Source organism: Lysobacter sp. ISL-50, from assembly GCF_018612875.1.
Taxonomy (GTDB): Bacteria; Pseudomonadota; Gammaproteobacteria; order Xanthomonadales; family Xanthomonadaceae; genus Lysobacter.
The window spans coordinates 1-15,405 of the sequence record NZ_JAGGRI010000005.1 but is presented as its reverse complement, the minus strand read 5'-3'; the positions used below and the strand labels follow the sequence as shown (position 1 = coordinate 15,405).

Genomic DNA, 15,405 nt, shown 5'->3' with positions numbered 1-15,405 from the left:
ATTGCCGCATGCTGTCCGTTCTGTTGACAGCGCTGTCATGGCCGCGCTACAAGCTGTCCCGCACCACCGGCCGGCTTCCGCGCGAAGCGTGAGCGCCGGATGGCCGCGACACCCACAACATGATCGGCCGCGAAGCCGACCCCGGGGAGGGGATGTTCTGATGACCGTGCGTAACCGCTGTTCGAGTTTGAGCCTTGCCGTCTTTGCCGCACTGATCGCCAGCAACGCCGCCGCGCAGGACGCCGCGCCCGCCGACGCGCCCGCGCGCGAGGCGGCCGCGGGCAAGGACGCGACCGATCTGGATTCGGTGATCGTCACCGTCGAACGCCGCGCGCAGAGTCTGCAGAAATTCGCCGGCACCGCGCAGGCCCTGTCGCAGGACGATCTGCGCGGCCTGGGCATCAACAACGAACTGCGCCAGATCCAGGTCGCCGTGCCGGGCCTGAGCATCGCCAACCAGGAAGGCGCGACCGAAGTCTTCATTCGCGGCGTGGGCTCGTCGAACAACACCGAACTCGGCGATCCGGGCGCCGCGCCGCACGTCAACGGCGCCTACATCCCGCGTCCGCGCGGCCTGGGCGCGATGTTCTACGACCTGGAACGCGTGGAGATCAACAAGGGCCCGCAAGGCACCCTGCGCGGCCGCAACGCGCTGGCCGGCACGCTCAACATCATCACCAAGAAGCCCGAGCTGGGCGGCGATTTCAGCGGCTATGTGCAGGGCGAGGTCGGCAATCGCGACCAGAAGGGCTACGAGACCGCGGTGAATTTCCCGCTGGGCGAATACGCCGCGTTGCGCTTCGCCGGCTATCACGTCGAGAAGGAAGCCGGCTTCAAGAACGCCGGCCTGTGGCAACACATCCAGTCGGCCGGCATCCAGGACGACAGCGCCGGGCGCTTGTCGTTCCTGTACGAGCCCGACGACAAGCTGTCGGTGTTCGCCATGCTCGACGTCGGCCGCGAGTTGGGCACCGGCTATCCGGGCGCGGGCGTGTTCGAAGCGGCCAGGGCCGGCTTCCAACCCGACGACATCGACATGCGCGCGGTCGTGTATCGCGGCGTGCAGGGCAAGGTCGATAACAAGCTGTGGGGTTTCCAGGGCACGGTGCGCTACGACTTCGGCGGCGTGAACCTGGAATACAACGGCAGCTATCGCGACGTCGACTACTTCCAGATCAACTCCGCCGCCGACGGCAACACCTGGCCGGGCCGCGACCTGCGCGAGCGCCCGCCGGGCCAGCCGGCGACCTGGGGCGGCATCGACTACGACAACTTCGGCACCAACTATCTGCAGGCGCGTTCGCAATCGCAGACCCACGAATTGCGCCTGTCGTCCGACGACGACGCGCGCTTTCGCTGGACCACCGGCGGCTTCTACTTCCATGAGAAGCAGCAGGTCGGCTTCATGGCGCTGGCCGACAAGGGCGCGTTCTACTCGGGCACCGAATTCACCATGCCCGATGTCGACGGCAAGTCGTGGGCGGTGTTCGGCGACGGCACCTTCGACGTCAACGATCGCCTGCGCGTCAAGGGCGGCCTGCGCTACACCGACGAGCGCAAGTCGCGCGACGGCATCGGCGGCAACTGGGCCATCGGCCTGGGCGGCGACGGCGGCGTGTTCCAGACCCGCCTGGGCACGGAAGGCTTCATGCCGAGCTTGCTCAATCGCCCCAGCTTCCACACCACCGGTCTGGTCACCGACGCCGACAAGGCGCGCTATCTGCTGGACGGCATCCTGCGCGCCGGCGCGCGCGACACCATGCAGCAGCAGTTGCAGGGCATCGTCGATGGCAGCCGTCCGAACGGCACCTGCATCGACCGGCCCGACATCGGCGGCAACACCGTCAACTGCCCGGCCAACGGCCAGCACAGCTTCATCTCACTCGGCATTCCTTCCGAGCAGCACGGTTCGAGCGCATTCGATTTCCTCGACTGGCGCCTGGGCTTCGAGTACGACCTGAGCGATCGCAACCTGCTGTACGCGACCGTCTCCACCGGCCACAAGGCCGGCGGCTTCAACGACAGCTTCGACGTCAACGTCATTCCGGAAACCTACAAGCCGGAAGAACTGACGGCGCTGGAGATCGGTTCGAAGAACTCGTTCGAATTCTTCGGCCGCACTTCGACCTTCAACGTCAGCGGTTTCTATTACGACTACCAGGATCAGGTGTTCCAGGACCTGACCACGATCGCGTTCGACCCGGACGGCAGGCCGAACGGTTTCGCCCTGGTCAACCGCAATGTCGGCAAGTCCGAGCTGTACGGCATCGAGGCCGAGAGCCGGCTGCGCCTGGGCGCGGGGTTCACCCTCGACCTCAACGCTTTGTACCTGAAGACGCAGATCAAGCAGGGCATGGTCGCCGACGTGCGCAGCCAGGATTTCGGCAACGGCGGCATCACCTCGCAGATCGACCTGACCGGCAACGAGTTGCCGCTGTCGTCGGAGTTCACCTTCAACGCGCGCCTGCAGCAGGCGATCGATTTCAGCCGCGGCACCTTCGACTGGCAGATCCTGGCCGCGCATCGCTCCTCGTTCTTCCTGACCCAGTACAACGACCGCGACGTGACCTTCCTGCGCGACGCGTCCGGCGCGGTGGCGCGGGTCGAGGATGCGACCACCGCCGGTTTCCCCGACAAGCAGAAGGGCTTCACCCAGGTCAACGCCGGCATCGGTTTCAGCTCGCTCAGCGGCGCCTGGCGGGTGGAGGCGTGGGGCAGCAACCTGACGAACAAGGACGTATCGCAGAAGGCGCTGGTGGGCTCGGGCGTGAACACGCGCTTCCTCAACGACGCGCGCAGCTACGGCGTGCGGGTGCGCTGGAACTTCTGATGACGGCGTCGCCGCGTCCCAACCTCGCCGCTCCGGCTTCCGCGCGCGTACCCCCACGGTGCGTGGGGCCGGGGCTGCGGGGTGTCTTGGGCGGTAGATGCACGTGGCTATCGAGTGAGGACGGCGGCGTTGCGTTTTTGCGCGACGCTTCCCTCACGCCGTCATTCCCGCGAAGGCGGGAATCCAGAGACTTCAGCGCCATCTCTCCATACCGTCATTCCCGCGAACGCGGGCTCCGCTTTACTTCGGCGGAGCCGAACATCCAGCGACTTCAAAGGTTCTCGCACGAAAGGCCCTGGATTCCCGCGTTCGCGGGAATGACGGTAGGAAAGATGCGCGCGGCTGAGACGTAGGCGACATCACACGGCAACAGCACACAAGCAACAGCACACAAGCAGTAACACGCAGACAACAAGCCGCCAGCAGCAACACACCAGCAACAAAGCAAGCCGAACGAGCAACCATCCCTCAATCCCGCCCAGACCCAGCGGAGCTCCATGAAACTTCCCTTGCTCGACACCCTGATCGTCCTGGTCTACCTCGCCGGCGTGTTCGCTCTCGCGCAATGGGTCTCGCGCGAAAAATCCGGTCACGAGAAAACCGCGAAGGACTACTTCCTGGCGAGCAAGGCGCTGCCGTGGTGGGCGATCGGCGCCTCGCTGATCGCGGCCAACATCTCGGCCGAACAGATCATCGGCATGTCCGGCTCGGGCTACGCGCTCGGCCTTGCGATCGCATCCTACGAATGGATGGCGGCGGCCACCTTGCTGGTGGTCGGCAAGTTCTTCCTGCCGGTGTTCCTGCGCAACGGCATCTACACCATGCCGCAGTTCCTGCAGGAGCGTTACGGCAATCGCATCCGCACGCTGATGGCGGTGTTCTGGCTCGGCCTGTACGTGTTCGTGAACCTCACCTCGATCGTGTGGCTGGGTTCGCTGGCGGTGTCGCAAGTCACCGGCATGGACCAGATGCTGGCGCTGACCTTGCTGGGCGCGTTCGCGCTGGCCTATCAGCTCTACGGCGGCCTGAAGGCGGTCGCGCTGACCGACATCGTGCAGGTGACCTTGCTGGTGCTCGGCGGCCTGCTGGTCGCCGGGCTGACCCTGAGCAAGATCGGCGACGGCGCCGGCGTGATCGCCGGTTTCAACAAGTTGATCGCGACCCACCCGGATCATTTCAAGATGATCCTGTCGCCCGACAATCCGCACTACAAGGACCTGCCCGGCATCGGCGTGCTGCTCGGCGGCCTGTGGGTGATGCACGTGAGCTACTGGGGCTTCAACCAATACATCATCCAGCGCGCGCTGGCGGCTAAGGATCTGCGCGAGGCGCAGAAGGGCATCGTGTTCGCCGCCGCCCTGAAGATCATCCTGCCGATCATCGTCGTGCTGCCTGGGATCGCCGCGGTGATGCTGGCGCCGGGCCTGAAGCGTTCCGACGATGCGTACCCGGCGATGATGTCGCTGCTGCCCAGCGGCGTGCTCGGCCTGGTGTTCGCGGCGCTGGTGGCGGCGATCGTCGCTTCGCTGGCGTCGAAGATCAATTCGGTCGCGACCATCTTCACCCTGGATTTCTACGCCAAGTACCGGCCGCAGGCGAGCGAACAGCGGCTGGTGCGGGTAGGCCGCATCGCCGCGGCGATCGCGATCGCCATCGCCATCGTGACCGCGCGGCCGCTGATCGGCGGCTTCGACCAGGGCTTCCAGTACATCCAGGAATACACCGGCTTCTTCACCCCTGGCATCGTGGTGATCTTCCTGTTCGGTCTGTTCTGGAAGCGCGCCAACGAAGCCGGCGCGCTGGCCGCGGCGATCGGTTCGTTCGTGCTGTCGGTGGCGCTGAAGCTGGCATGGCCGGAGCTTGCCTTCGTCAATCGCGTCGGTGTGGTGTTCGTGCTGGCCGCCGCGCTGGCGGTGATCGTGTCGCTGACGACGCGCTCCGGCGCCGGCCAGGACCGCATCCACAACGATGGCGTCAGCTACGCCACCACGCCTTCGTTCAATGTCGCCGCGATCGCCGTGGTCGCGATCCTGATCGCGCTGTACGCGCTGTTCTGGTGACGGCGGGGACGCGCACCGTCCAGGCTTCGCGCGTCTTGCGTGAGGGCGTGGCGCGCGCGCGAACCGGTGCGATTGCGATCGAGTCCGACGCCGCGGCGTCGGACTCGCATCCGACCCGGGCGATGTCAGCGCCGTCGCGCGCGGCCCTTGTCGATCGGCCCGGTGGACTGGCGCAGCTGCAGCTCGTAGCCGGCGGTGATCATCTGGCCGCCGTCGGGCGCCTTGATCCGCTTGAACAATTCATTGGTGGCCAGCCGGCCCATTTCGCGGGTGGGCTGGCGCACCGTGGTCAGCGGCGGATAAATCTGCCGCGAGATCGGCGTGTCGTCGAAGCCGCACACCGACACGTCGCCGGGAATCGACAGGCCCATCTCGCTGGCGGTGCGGATGGTGCCGGCGGCCATGTCGTCGTTGGCGGCGAAGATCGCGGTCGGCGGGTTGTCCATGAGCAGCAGGCGCTGGGCGCAGATCGCGCCGGTGTCGTAATGGAAATCGCCTTCCACCACCAGCTCCGGATCGAACTCAATGCCGGCCGCGGCCAGGCCGTCGCGGTAACCGTTCAAGCGCCACTGGCTGGCGCCGTGCTCGGGATGGCCCTTGATGTGGGCGATGCGCCGATGTCCGAGCGAGACCAGGTGCGCCATCATCTCGCGCACCGCGCGTTCTTCGTCGAGCACCACGCCGATGCGCCCGCCGCGCAGCTTCGGCGAGATGTTGGCGTAGGGAATGCCGAGCTGGCCCAGGCGCTTCATCAGGCCGGGATGGTCGGTGAGCGGCGGCGTCAGCACCAGGCCGTCGGCGCGCGAGTGCTGGATGATCTCGTCCACGTGGGCGAGGAACTTGCGCTCGCCGTAGGTGACCGGCGCCAGCATCAGGTTGTAGTGCTGGGCGATGCAGGCATCGAGCATGCCCGCCTGCACTTCCATCAGGTAGTTGCTGGACGGGTTGTCGTACAGCAGCGCGACCAGGAACGAGCGCTGTCCGGCGAGGCTGCGCGCCGACGGATTGGGCCGGTATTGCAGCTTGCGCGCGGCGGCTTCCACGCGCTTGCGCGTGTCCTCGCTGACGTTGGGCTCTTGATTGAGCACGCGCGAGACGGTCTTCATCGACACGCCCGCCGCTTCCGCCACATCTTCGATGCGAACCCGCATAACCGGTCGTTTCCCTTGCCGCGCGTTACGCGTATTTTGCCAGAACGCGCGGCCAATACTCATCCATTTCGCCCGGCTTTCGCTATTTTCATGCGCAAGCCGCGCGTCGTTTTCAGGCCACCAGGAGCAGTGCATGAACGCAGAGCTTAGCGCACACCAGCGCGCAGCGATTCTTCCGACCCAATCGCGATATCCCCGGCGCCGGCGGCTGGTCTGCGCGTTGGCGCTGGCCCTGCTGCCCGGGCTGGCGGCGGCCGACGGGGCGCCGGCGGCCGCGGCGACCGTGGACCCGGCGCATTGGGCTGGCCTGAAACCGCCGATCGCGCGCGACGCCCGCCTGGAAAAACGCATCGCGCAGCTGCTGGCGAAGATGAGCGTGGAAGAGAAGGTCGGCCAGATCGTCCAGGCCGACATCAACAGCGCCACGCCCGACGACGTGCGCAAGTACCACATCGGCTCGGTGCTGGCGGGCGGCAATTCCGAGCCCGGCGGCATCTCCGAGCCGGGCGGCAATTACGCCGCGGCGCCGCAGGAATGGCTGGATGTCGCGGACAAATTCTACAAAGCCTCGATGGACGACAGCGACGGCAAGGTCGCCGTGCCGATCATCTTCGGCATCGACGCGGTGCACGGCCACAACAACCTGATCGGCGCGACCTTGTTCCCGCACAACATCGGCCTGGGCGCCACGCGCAATCCCGAGTTGATCCGGCGGATCGGCGCGGCGACCGCGGCCGAGGTGCGCACCACCGGCATGGAGTGGACCTTCGCGCCGACCCTGACGGTGCCGCGCGACGATCGCTGGGGCCGCACGTATGAAGGGTATTCCGAGGACCCGCGGGTGGTCGCCAGCTATGCCGCCGCCGCGATCGAGGGCCTGCAGGGCAAGATCGGGACCAGGCAGTTCCTCGACGGCAGCCATGTGATCGCCTCGGCCAAGCACTTCCTCGCCGACGGCGGCACCTTCGAAGGCCGCGACCAGGGCGATGCGAAAATCAGCGAGCAGGAACTGCGCGACATCCACGGCGCCGGCTATCCGCCGGCATTGAAGGCCGGCGCGCAGACGGTGATGGCCTCGTTCTCCAGTTGGCAGGGCCAGAAGATGCACGGCAACCAGGCTTTGCTGACCGGTGTACTCAAGCAGCGCATGGGCTTCGACGGATTCGTGGTCGGCGACTGGAACGCGCACGGCCAGCTGACCGGTTGCAGCAACGACAATTGCGCGGCCGCGTTCAACGCCGGCGTGGACATGCTGATGGCGCCCGACAGTTGGCGCGGTTACTACGACAACGCGCTCAAGCAGGTCAAAAGCGGCGAGATTTCGATGGCGCGCCTGGACGACGCGGTCACCCGCATCCTGCGGGTGAAGCTGCGCTTGGGGCTATTCGAAGCCGGCGCGCCGTCGCAGCGCCCGCTCGGCGGCAAGTTCGAATTGCTCGGCAGCGCCGAGCATCGCGCGATCGCGCGCCAGGCCGTGCGCGAGTCGCTGGTGCTGTTGAAGAACGACAGCGGCGTGCTGCCGATTTCGCCCAAGGCGCGCGTGCTGGTGCTTGGCGACGGCGCCGACAACCTGCCCAAGCAGTCCGGCGGCTGGACCTTGAACTGGCAGGGCACCGGGCTGAAAGCCAGCGATTTCCCGCATGCGCAGTCGATCTGGAGCGGATTGCGCGAGCAGATCCAGGCCGCCGGCGGACAGGCCGAGCTGGCCGCGGACGGCAAGTACAAGACCAAGCCGGACGTGGCGATCTTCGTCTATGGTGAAGATCCGTATGCCGAATTTCAGGGCGATCTGCGCACGGTGACGTTCCGGCCGACGCGCAATCCGGAGCTGGAAACGATCAAGCGGCTCAAGGCCGAGGGCATCCCGGTGGTGAGCGTGTTCCTGTCCGGGCGGCCGTTGTGGGTCAATCGCGAGATCAACGCCTCCGACGCGTTCGTCGCCGCGTGGCTGCCGGGTTCGGAAGGCGGCGGCATCGCCGATGTGCTGCTGCGCAACGGCGCCGGCGGCGTCGCTCACGACTTCAAGGGCAAGCTGTCGTATTCGTGGCCGCGCACGGCGGTGCAGATCGCCAACGTCGGCGACAAGGACTATTCGCCGCAGTTCGCCTTCGGTTATGGCTTGAGCTACGCCAAGCCGGGCCAGGTCGGCGCGCTCGCGGAAGATCCGGGCACGGCCGATATCGATCAGCGCGCGATGCAGTTCCTCGGCCGCGGCGCGTTGCCGCGCGGTTGGAAGCTGCGCGTGGATTCGCAGGGCAAGCGCGCCGATGCGATCAAGCCGCCGCTGGCCACCGCCGACGGTGCGGTGACGGTGTCGGCGGTGGATTACAAGGCGCAGGAAGATGCCTGGCGCGTGGATTGGAAGGGCGATGCGCGCGTGGAGTGGGTCGCCGATGCGCCGATGGAACTGGTGCGCGAAACCAACGGCGACGTGCAGTTGTTGATCACGCTCAAGGTCGATGCGGTCGGCGCCGGCGATACCAATCTGATCGCCGTATGCACCGGTCCCAAGTGCGAAGCGAAGATGCCGCTCGGCGATATCCTGCGCGGCCTGCCGCGCGGGCAGTGGCAGCGCATCGGCATTCCGTTCAAGTGCGTGCGCGCGGCCGGCGCCGAGATGGGCAAGCTGGAGGTGCCGTTCGGTCTGCAGGCGTCGAAGGGAACTTCGATCACGCTGCACGAAGTCGCCTACGGCACCGATGCCGAACAGGTGGTCGACTGCAAGCGGCAGTGACGGCCGGCAAGCATTGAAGTGTTGATCCGCGCCGCCGTTTCCGGCGGCGCGAGGCGATCGCCCTTGTTCCCATCGCGGGAGAAGGGCGATGGCGGGATTCCGTTGTCCAGCACAGCCATGGACAGTTTGTCCTGTGGCGGTTTGCCGCAGTCCCGCCGCGCGGCGGCGGGATTAGGATGCGGCGCATGAACGCAACGACTTTTTCCCGCACCGTGGTCCACGGGCATGCCGTGAGCGGTTTGATCGTGGACGACGATGCGGCCTACGCCGCGACCTTGCAGCGCAGTCTGGGACGGCGCAGCATCGAGGCGCGCACCGCCGCCGGCGTGCGTCAGGCCCTGGATCTGGCGATGGCGCAGCCGCCTTCGTTCGCGTTGATCGACCTCAAGCTGGGCAGCGAGTCGGGCCTGCAACTGATCCGGCCGCTGCGCGAGTTGCATGCGCAGATGCGGATCGTGCTGGTCACCGGCTACGCCAGCGTCGCCACCGCGGTGGACGCGATCAAGCGCGGCGCCGACGACTATCTGCCCAAGCCGGCCAGCGTGGCGGCGATCCTGGCCGCGTTGGGATTGGAATCGGCCGACGCGCCGGCCGTGGCGGAAGCGCCCGACACGATGACGCCGCTGCGGCGGCTGGAGTGGGAGCACATCCAGCAGGCGCTCAACGACACCGGCGGCAATATTTCCGCGACCGCGCGGTTGCTCGGCATGCACCGGCGGTCCTTGCAGCGCAAGCTCGGCAAGCGGCCGGGGCCGGAGCGCAGTCTGATCGGCTTATAAGCGCGAAGCCATTGTGCAGCTTTGCTGTAGGAGGGAGCTTTAGCCCCGATGCTTTTGGCTCAGATTGCCGGAATCCACAGTGATCTGAGCCAAAAGCATCGGGGCTAAAGCTCCCTCCCACAGCAAAGCAACAAAGCAAAAAGCTTGCTCAGGGCGCCGCGGCGCCCAGCGGCCGTACCGGCGCCTGCACCGTCTGCTCGCTGCGCTTGCCCTGCGCATCGGCGAACACCAGCGTGATCGCGACCTGCTCGCCGGCGCTCAACGGCCGCTTCAGATCGATCAGCATGATGTGATAACCGCCCGGCGCCAGCGCGACGGCGCGGCCTTTCGGCAAGGCCACGGCCGATACCTGGCGCATGCGCATCATCTGTCCCTGCATCGCCATCTCGTGCACCTCGGTGGTCCGCGCCGCCGACGAGCGCGCCGCGACCAGACGCAGGTCGCGCGCCGCGGTCAAGCGCATGAAGGCGCCGGTGGCCTGCTGCTGCGGCACGGTCGCGCGCACCCAGGGCGCGTCCACCGACACTTGCGCCGACACCGCGGCCGATGCGCTCAGCAAGACCGCGGCCGCGAGCGCGGCGAGGGAGTGGATCGAAGTCATGCCGGCCTCACAGGATCTGGCGAATATCGTGGACGCAATCGGCCGCGCTTTGCTCGTGCCGCAACGCCATGCGCAGCGCGCCTTCGGCGTCGTAGACATAGCTCAAGGCCGAGTGGTCGATGGTGTAGGTCGAACCGGTCGGTACCTTCGCGTAGACCACGCGGAAAGCTTTCGCGGTCGCGTCGATGGTTTGCGCGTCCGCGGTCAGGCCGAGAAAGCCCGGGTCGAAGGCCTGGGTGTAGGCCTGCAGGACCTTGGGCGTGTCGCGCTGCGGGTCCAGGGTGATGAAGATCACCTGCAGGCGCTCGCCGTCGCGGCCGAGCAGTTTGCGGATCTGCACGGCGCGGGTCAGCGCGGTCGGGCATACGTCGGGGCACAGGGTGAAGCCGAAGAACAGCAGCACGATCTTGCCGCGGAAATCGGCCAGCGTGCGCGCCCGGCCTTGCGGATCGAGCAGGCGGAAATCGCGGACGAAACCGCTGCGATGGCTCAGGTCGATGCCGTGCAGCGACAACGGCGCGGCGCGGCCGCAGGCCGATAGCAGCGTCGCCGCGCCCAGGCCGGCGAGCAGGCGACGGCGCGTGCGGTCATGTCGATGAGCGAGGACGGAAGTAATGCGGTGATCGCGCACGATTCACCTCAAGGATGCGGAAGACCGCATTGCAGCACCGTCGTTGCGAGCGCGGATGTGGCCCAGTGTCGCAGGCGCCGATGCGCTGTCGCCGCGGGCTTACAAGTCGCGAACCACCCAACCGCTGGGATGCGGCGACGCGTCGGTATCGAGCGCGGCCTGCGCCACCGCATCGGGCGATTTGCCCGCGCGCCAGGCCGCGGCGATCGCCGCCAGCCGTTCGCGGGTGGCGCGGGTGTAGGCGCCTTCGAGTTCGTTCTGCGCATCGGAGGCGAGCTTCTGCGGATACAGCGTGCGCGCGTCCTCGCTGCGGTTGAGCAGGGCGATCAGGCGCGACAGCGCGGTGCGGAAGGTGTCCGCGCCCAGCGCGGTGCGCTGGGTGCGCTGCAGATGCCACACGGTCAGGTATTCGACCGGCCCGAGCAGGCGCCGCGGCGTGGCGCCGAAGAAATGCCCGGACAAAGCGCTGACCGCGACCGGGCCGGTGGAATCGGGCAGGCGGGTGGCGCCCCATGAACTCAGGGCGCCGCCGGGCAGGTCCATGCGCCGCAGCGCGGTGCCGAAGGTGTCCGCGAGCAGGCGCTGGGCGCGGGCGTCGTCGCTTTCGGCGACCACCCCGAGCAGGCGGATGAACAAGGGATAGCGTTCCTCGCCGAGCCGGCGCACGACCCGCTTGAGCACCGTCAGCCGGTACTCGGGGTCGCTGTGCGCGGCCAGGGCCGAAATCAGCCGGTCGGCGGCGGCGCGCAGGGCTTCGGGAGAGGGAGCGGCGTCGGTCACGGCGCAACGCAGGCGGGCAGCGGAGAGATCGGTAGCCTAGCCCAGCGCGCGTTCGCGCGGCGATGCGGACGGTGGCGGCCGCGGCGGGAGGCGATCAGGAAGGCGGCGGCGCGGATCGGTCGGTCCGGGCGCGGGGGCGCCGGGAAAACTCAGACGGTGAACGAGTCCATCACCGCGTCGGCGCCGCGATCGGCGGCCGCGGACAGGTCCAGCGAGCCCAGTTCGTGCTCCAGGCGGCTGTCGCCGGCCAGCAGGCGCTCGCCGGAGGGCACGCCGTGCCAGGCATCGGCGTTGAGGACGTCTTCGCCGGCATCGACCGCGGGCGGGGCGTAGGCCGGGACGGCCTCGGAGACCGCGTTGGCATGCTGGATCGGGTCTTGCGCGGCCGGTTCGCGACTGCGCAGGCTTTCGAGCGCGGCCTGGCTGTCCAAGCCGGTGCGGTCGATGCGCGAGTCGGGGCCGATGGTGCTCATGCGGGGCAGTTGTCGGGTGAAGTCGGGGGGATGGGCGAAATGTAGCGCCCGGGGGGAAAAGGGCCAACTCGGGGTGACCCTAGGTGGGTTCCGGCCCGTTCATTCGTCGCCGGCCGCGGCCGGCGCGCAAGCGGGTCCGGCGTCGGTGTACGAGCGGCCCAGGGGATCGCGGTTCGGGCCGGGCCGGCCGCTTCGAGCGATGGCGCGTGGATTGCTGACACCCGCCACTACCGCGTCGTGGGGCCCATGCTAGCCTCGTCGTCCTCTCGCTGAGGGCCGCGCATGTCGAAGGACCAGGGCGCCGACAAGACCGAGCCGCCTACCCAGAAAAAGATCCGCGACGCGCGCAAGGAAGGCAACGTCGCCAAGAGCAAGGAGCTGACCAGCACCGTGCTGGTGCTCGGCTGGGTGGTGTGCGGCTGGCTGATGCTCGACTTCATGCGCATGAAGCTGATCCGCTTGTTCGAGACCAGCCTGGGCGCGATCAACCAGCCCTTCGGCGATGCGCTGCGCGAAGTCGGCGCGGCCGCGTTCGACGCGTTGCTGTGGCTGTCGTTGCCGTTGCTGGCGATGGCGGTGTTTCTGGGCGTGGTGATCGAATTCCTGCAGGTCGGGCCGATCCTGAGCCTGGGCAAGGTCAAGCCCAGCCTGGACAAGATGAATCCCGCCGAGGGCATCAAGAAGATGTTCTCCGTGGACAACCTGGTCGAGCTGGTCAAGTCGGTGATCAAGAGCGGCGCGCTGATCGGCATCGGCGTGTTCGTGATCTACAAGATGCTGGCCCAGCTGATGTTGCTGCCGTACGCGCCGCCGGAGGCGATGGGCGCGGGCATCTGGCATGGCTTGGTGCGGATCGTGATCTGGACGATCTTCGTGTTCTTCTTCGTCTCGGCGATCGACGTGTGGTACCAGAAGTTCTCCTACACCAAGCAGTTGCGGATGAGCCGGCGCGACATCCAGCAGGAGGTCAAGGAGAGCGAGGGCGATCCGCACGTGAAGAGCCGGCGTCGGCAGTTGCATCAGGAGTGGTCGCAGCAGAACATGCTCAATGCCGTCCGCCAATCCAATGTCGTCGTGACCAACCCCACCCACATCGCCATCGCGCTGCAGTACGAGCACGGCACCACCGATTTGCCGGTGGTGGTGGCCAAGGGCGAGGGCTACATGGCCGAGCAGATCAAGCGCGCCGCGGTCGAGGCCGGGGTGCCGATCCTGCAGAACATCGAACTGGCGCGCGGGCTGCATGAGCACGTGGCGCTGGACGATTACATCGGCAGCGAGTTCTTTGAAGCGGTGGCCGAGGTGTTGCATTGGGCCGAGGGCGTGCGCCGTCTGCGCGAGGGCGACATGAGCGAGATCGAATTGCCGCCGCCGGTGGAGTGAGTTCCGCCGGCATCGTCACGGTTGGCCAAAGCCGTGAACCTCCCGCTCTACCCAACCTTCCGAAGAGTTCCCCCCTTTGAAAAAGGGGGGTAGGGGGGATTCGCTTTTTGCTCGCGAACAGCCACGGCAAAAGCAAAAAGCAAATCCCCCGCGTCCGCTTCGCGGCCGTCCGCCCCCTTTTTCAAAGGGGGCAACAGCAGCCTTCGCGATCGAACACGCGGCTCAGCCGCCGAACACCCGATGCAGCGCTTGCAGGAGACTGCGGTTCCCCCCCAGCCGATCGAGCACGATCTCCACGTACACGCCCAGCATCAGCAGAATGATCCAGGTCGCCAGCCACGCCTTGATCGGCATGGTGATGGTGAACACGTTGAGCTGCGGCGCGAAGCGGTTGACCAGGCCGAACGACAGGTCAATCAGCAGCAACACCACCATCACTGGCGCGGCCATCACCAGCAGCGCGGTCATCAGATAACTGAACTGGCCGACGTACAAGTCCATGCCCGAGACATGCAGATTCGGGAAGAACGACACCACCGGCCACATCGCGTAACTCGACAACAGCAAGTCCAGGAACACCAGGAACGCGCCGCTGGCCATGAACAGCCACGCCGCGAACTGCGACAGGAACGTGCCGTGCAACGAGGCCTGATGGCCCTGGATCGGGTCGAACACCTGCGCCAGCGTCATGCCGACCTGGGTGTCGACGACGTTGCCGGCGGCGCTGATCGCCCAGAACACCATGCCGAAGCAGAAGCCGATCGATACGCCGATGAACAACTCTTTGAGAATGATCGGGGCGAAATTCAGCGCGCTGAGCTGATTGAGCGGCACGCCGTTCATCGCCACCGGAATGGCGATGATCGCCAGGCTCACCATGAAACTGTTGCGCACCAGCGGCGGCATGTTCTCGCTGGTGATCAGCGGCAACATCATGAACGAACCGATCACGCGCGGCAGCACCAGCCCCAGCGCGATCAGCACGTTGCCGTAGGAATCGATGTTCATCGCGCGCCGCGTCCGCGCCGCGCGATGCGGGTGTCGCCGCCGCGCATCAGTGCCGGACCATGCCCGGGAAATCGATGAAGATGCGGTCGGCGAAGGTGTACAGGGTGCCGCCGATCATCGACGCGGTCACGAACAAGGTCACCACGATCACGGTGAATTTGATCGCGTAGGCGAAGGTCTGTTCCTGCAACTGGGTCGCGGCCTGGATGAAGGCCACGACCAGTCCGACCAACGCGGCGGCGACCACCGGCGGGCCCGACAGCAGCAGCGTCAGCCACAACGCCTGTTTGGTCATTTCGAGCATGTCGCCCATAGGTCAAAGCCGGGAATAGGGAATGGGGAGTCGGGAATCGGAAGAGCGGGATTTCAGGCGGCGGGTGGGACGTCGGTAATGCGGCGAACGCCGCTTTTCCGATTCCCGATTCCCGATTCCCGATTCCCGTGGCAGCTACGCGCCATACGTCAGCACCAACCCATGCACCAGCTTGGCCCAGCCGCCGATCAGCACGAACAGCAGCAGCTTGAACGGCAGCGAGACCGTGGTCGGCGACAGCATCATCATGCCCAGCGACAACAGGATGTTGGACACCACCAGGTCGATGATCAGGAACGGCAGGAAGATCAGGAAGCCGATCTGGAAGGCGGCGGTGAGTTCGCTGACGGTGAAGGCGGGGATGATGACGAGGAAGTCGTTGACGCTGATGTCGCCGCGCGAGGCCGGCGGCAGCAGGCGCTGCGCGCTGCGCAGGAAGAACGCGCGCTCGGCGTCGCTGGAATGCTTGATCAGAAAGCCGCGCAGCGGTTCCTTGCCGGCGTCCATCAGCGCGAGCATGCGCGCGGCGTCCATCTTGCCGCCGCCGAGCAAGGCCGACGGCGCCGCGGGTTTCTTCGCCCCGGCGGCGGCCGCTGCGGCGTTGGCGTTGGCGCCCGCGGCCGGCGTCGCGGCGACCGCGGCCGGAGCGGCCGGGACGGCGG

General features: G+C 66.9%; 13 protein-coding genes. 5 read left to right on the top strand and 8 right to left on the bottom strand.

The features are described 5' to 3' along the window. Positions 1-160 precede the first annotated feature (160 nt). Entirely contained in the window at positions 161-2,830 is a 2,670-nt protein-coding gene (locus tag J7J50_RS03745; protein WP_215057819.1) for a TonB-dependent receptor, read from the top strand. Positions 2,831-3,327: 497 nt separating this feature from the next. Then, positions 3,328-4,890 (top strand): sodium/sugar symporter, encoded by a 1,563-nt coding sequence (locus tag J7J50_RS03740; protein ID WP_215057820.1) that lies wholly within the window; start codon positions 3,328-3,330, stop codon positions 4,888-4,890. A 125-nt stretch (positions 4,891-5,015) separates the two neighbouring features. Here the strand turns inward: J7J50_RS03740 and J7J50_RS03735 are convergent, their stop codons facing one another. Further along, positions 5,016-6,041, bottom strand: a complete 1,026-nt coding sequence (locus J7J50_RS03735) for a LacI family DNA-binding transcriptional regulator (protein WP_215057821.1) — start codon at positions 6,039-6,041, stop codon at positions 5,016-5,018. Positions 6,042-6,411: 370 nt separating this feature from the next. Here J7J50_RS03735 and J7J50_RS03730 point away from each other — a divergent pair, with 370 nt between their 5' ends. Further along, positions 6,412-8,775: a glycoside hydrolase family 3 protein gene (locus J7J50_RS03730; RefSeq protein ID WP_251044582.1), complete on the top strand. Its 2,364-nt coding sequence runs from the start codon at positions 6,412-6,414 to the stop codon at positions 8,773-8,775. 185 nt (positions 8,776-8,960) lie between these two features. Then, positions 8,961-9,554: a response regulator transcription factor gene (locus J7J50_RS03725; RefSeq protein ID WP_215057823.1), complete on the top strand. Its 594-nt coding sequence runs from the start codon at positions 8,961-8,963 to the stop codon at positions 9,552-9,554. A gap of 148 nt (positions 9,555-9,702) precedes the next feature. Here J7J50_RS03725 and J7J50_RS03720 read toward each other — a convergent pair whose 3' ends face one another. The 4 genes from J7J50_RS03720 to J7J50_RS03705 all read right to left on the bottom strand — a co-directional run bounded on the left by J7J50_RS03720 (position 9,703) and on the right by J7J50_RS03705 (position 12,039). Continuing rightward, positions 9,703-10,155 carry a copper chaperone PCu(A)C gene (locus J7J50_RS03720; RefSeq protein ID WP_215057824.1) on the bottom strand — a complete coding sequence of 151 codons (453 nt, stop codon included), beginning with the start codon at positions 10,153-10,155 and terminating at the stop codon, positions 9,703-9,705. A 7-nt stretch (positions 10,156-10,162) separates the two neighbouring features. After that, complete coding sequence (locus J7J50_RS03715) at positions 10,163-10,786, bottom strand: SCO family protein (protein ID WP_343222427.1); 624 nt, start codon at positions 10,784-10,786, stop codon at positions 10,163-10,165. A 99-nt stretch (positions 10,787-10,885) separates the two neighbouring features. Next, on the bottom strand, positions 10,886-11,566 hold the full coding sequence (locus tag J7J50_RS03710; protein ID WP_215057825.1) for a hypothetical protein: 681 nt from the start codon (positions 11,564-11,566) through the stop codon (positions 10,886-10,888). A 149-nt stretch (positions 11,567-11,715) separates the two neighbouring features. Then, complete coding sequence (locus tag J7J50_RS03705; protein WP_215057826.1) at positions 11,716-12,039, bottom strand: hypothetical protein; 324 nt, start codon at positions 12,037-12,039, stop codon at positions 11,716-11,718. A 282-nt stretch (positions 12,040-12,321) separates the two neighbouring features. On the opposite strand from J7J50_RS03705, the gene sctU reads away from it, so the two are divergent. Further along, positions 12,322-13,422 (top strand): type III secretion system export apparatus subunit SctU, encoded by a 1,101-nt coding sequence (sctU, locus tag J7J50_RS03700; protein ID WP_215057827.1) that lies wholly within the window; start codon positions 12,322-12,324, stop codon positions 13,420-13,422. A gap of 222 nt (positions 13,423-13,644) precedes the next feature. Here the strand turns inward: sctU and sctT are convergent, their stop codons facing one another. The 3 genes from sctT to J7J50_RS03685 form a co-directional block, all read right to left on the bottom strand. Further along, complete coding sequence (gene sctT, locus J7J50_RS03695) at positions 13,645-14,430, bottom strand: type III secretion system export apparatus subunit SctT (RefSeq protein ID WP_215057828.1); 786 nt, start codon at positions 14,428-14,430, stop codon at positions 13,645-13,647. A gap of 46 nt (positions 14,431-14,476) precedes the next feature. Beyond that, on the bottom strand, positions 14,477-14,743 hold the full coding sequence (gene sctS / locus J7J50_RS03690) for a type III secretion system export apparatus subunit SctS (protein ID WP_057941203.1): 267 nt from the start codon (positions 14,741-14,743) through the stop codon (positions 14,477-14,479). A 135-nt stretch (positions 14,744-14,878) separates the two neighbouring features. After that, a partial coding sequence (locus J7J50_RS03685) for a hypothetical protein (RefSeq protein ID WP_215097459.1) occupies positions 14,879-15,405 on the bottom strand: 527 nt, incomplete at its 5' end.

Bases quoted from the DNA above. Each gene is read 5' to 3' on its own strand.
- J7J50_RS03735 (WP_215057821.1), bottom strand. From the start codon at position 6,041: ATGCGGGTTCGCATCGAAGATGTGGCGGAAGCGGCGGGCGTGTCGATG.
- J7J50_RS03720 (WP_215057824.1), bottom strand. From the start codon at position 10,155: ATGACTTCGATCCACTCCCTCGCCGCGCTCGCGGCCGCGGTCTTGCTG.
- sctU (WP_215057827.1), top strand. From the start codon at position 12,322: ATGTCGAAGGACCAGGGCGCCGACAAGACCGAGCCGCCTACCCAGAAA.
- J7J50_RS03725 (WP_215057823.1), top strand. From the start codon at position 8,961: ATGAACGCAACGACTTTTTCCCGCACCGTGGTCCACGGGCATGCCGTG.
- sctT (WP_215057828.1), bottom strand. From the start codon at position 14,430: ATGAACATCGATTCCTACGGCAACGTGCTGATCGCGCTGGGGCTGGTG.
- J7J50_RS03745 (WP_215057819.1), top strand. From the start codon at position 161: ATGACCGTGCGTAACCGCTGTTCGAGTTTGAGCCTTGCCGTCTTTGCC.
- sctS (WP_057941203.1), bottom strand. From the start codon at position 14,743: ATGGGCGACATGCTCGAAATGACCAAACAGGCGTTGTGGCTGACGCTG.
- J7J50_RS03730 (WP_251044582.1), top strand. From the start codon at position 6,412: ATGAGCGTGGAAGAGAAGGTCGGCCAGATCGTCCAGGCCGACATCAAC.
- J7J50_RS03740 (WP_215057820.1), top strand. From the start codon at position 3,328: ATGAAACTTCCCTTGCTCGACACCCTGATCGTCCTGGTCTACCTCGCC.
- J7J50_RS03705 (WP_215057826.1), bottom strand. From the start codon at position 12,039: ATGAGCACCATCGGCCCCGACTCGCGCATCGACCGCACCGGCTTGGAC.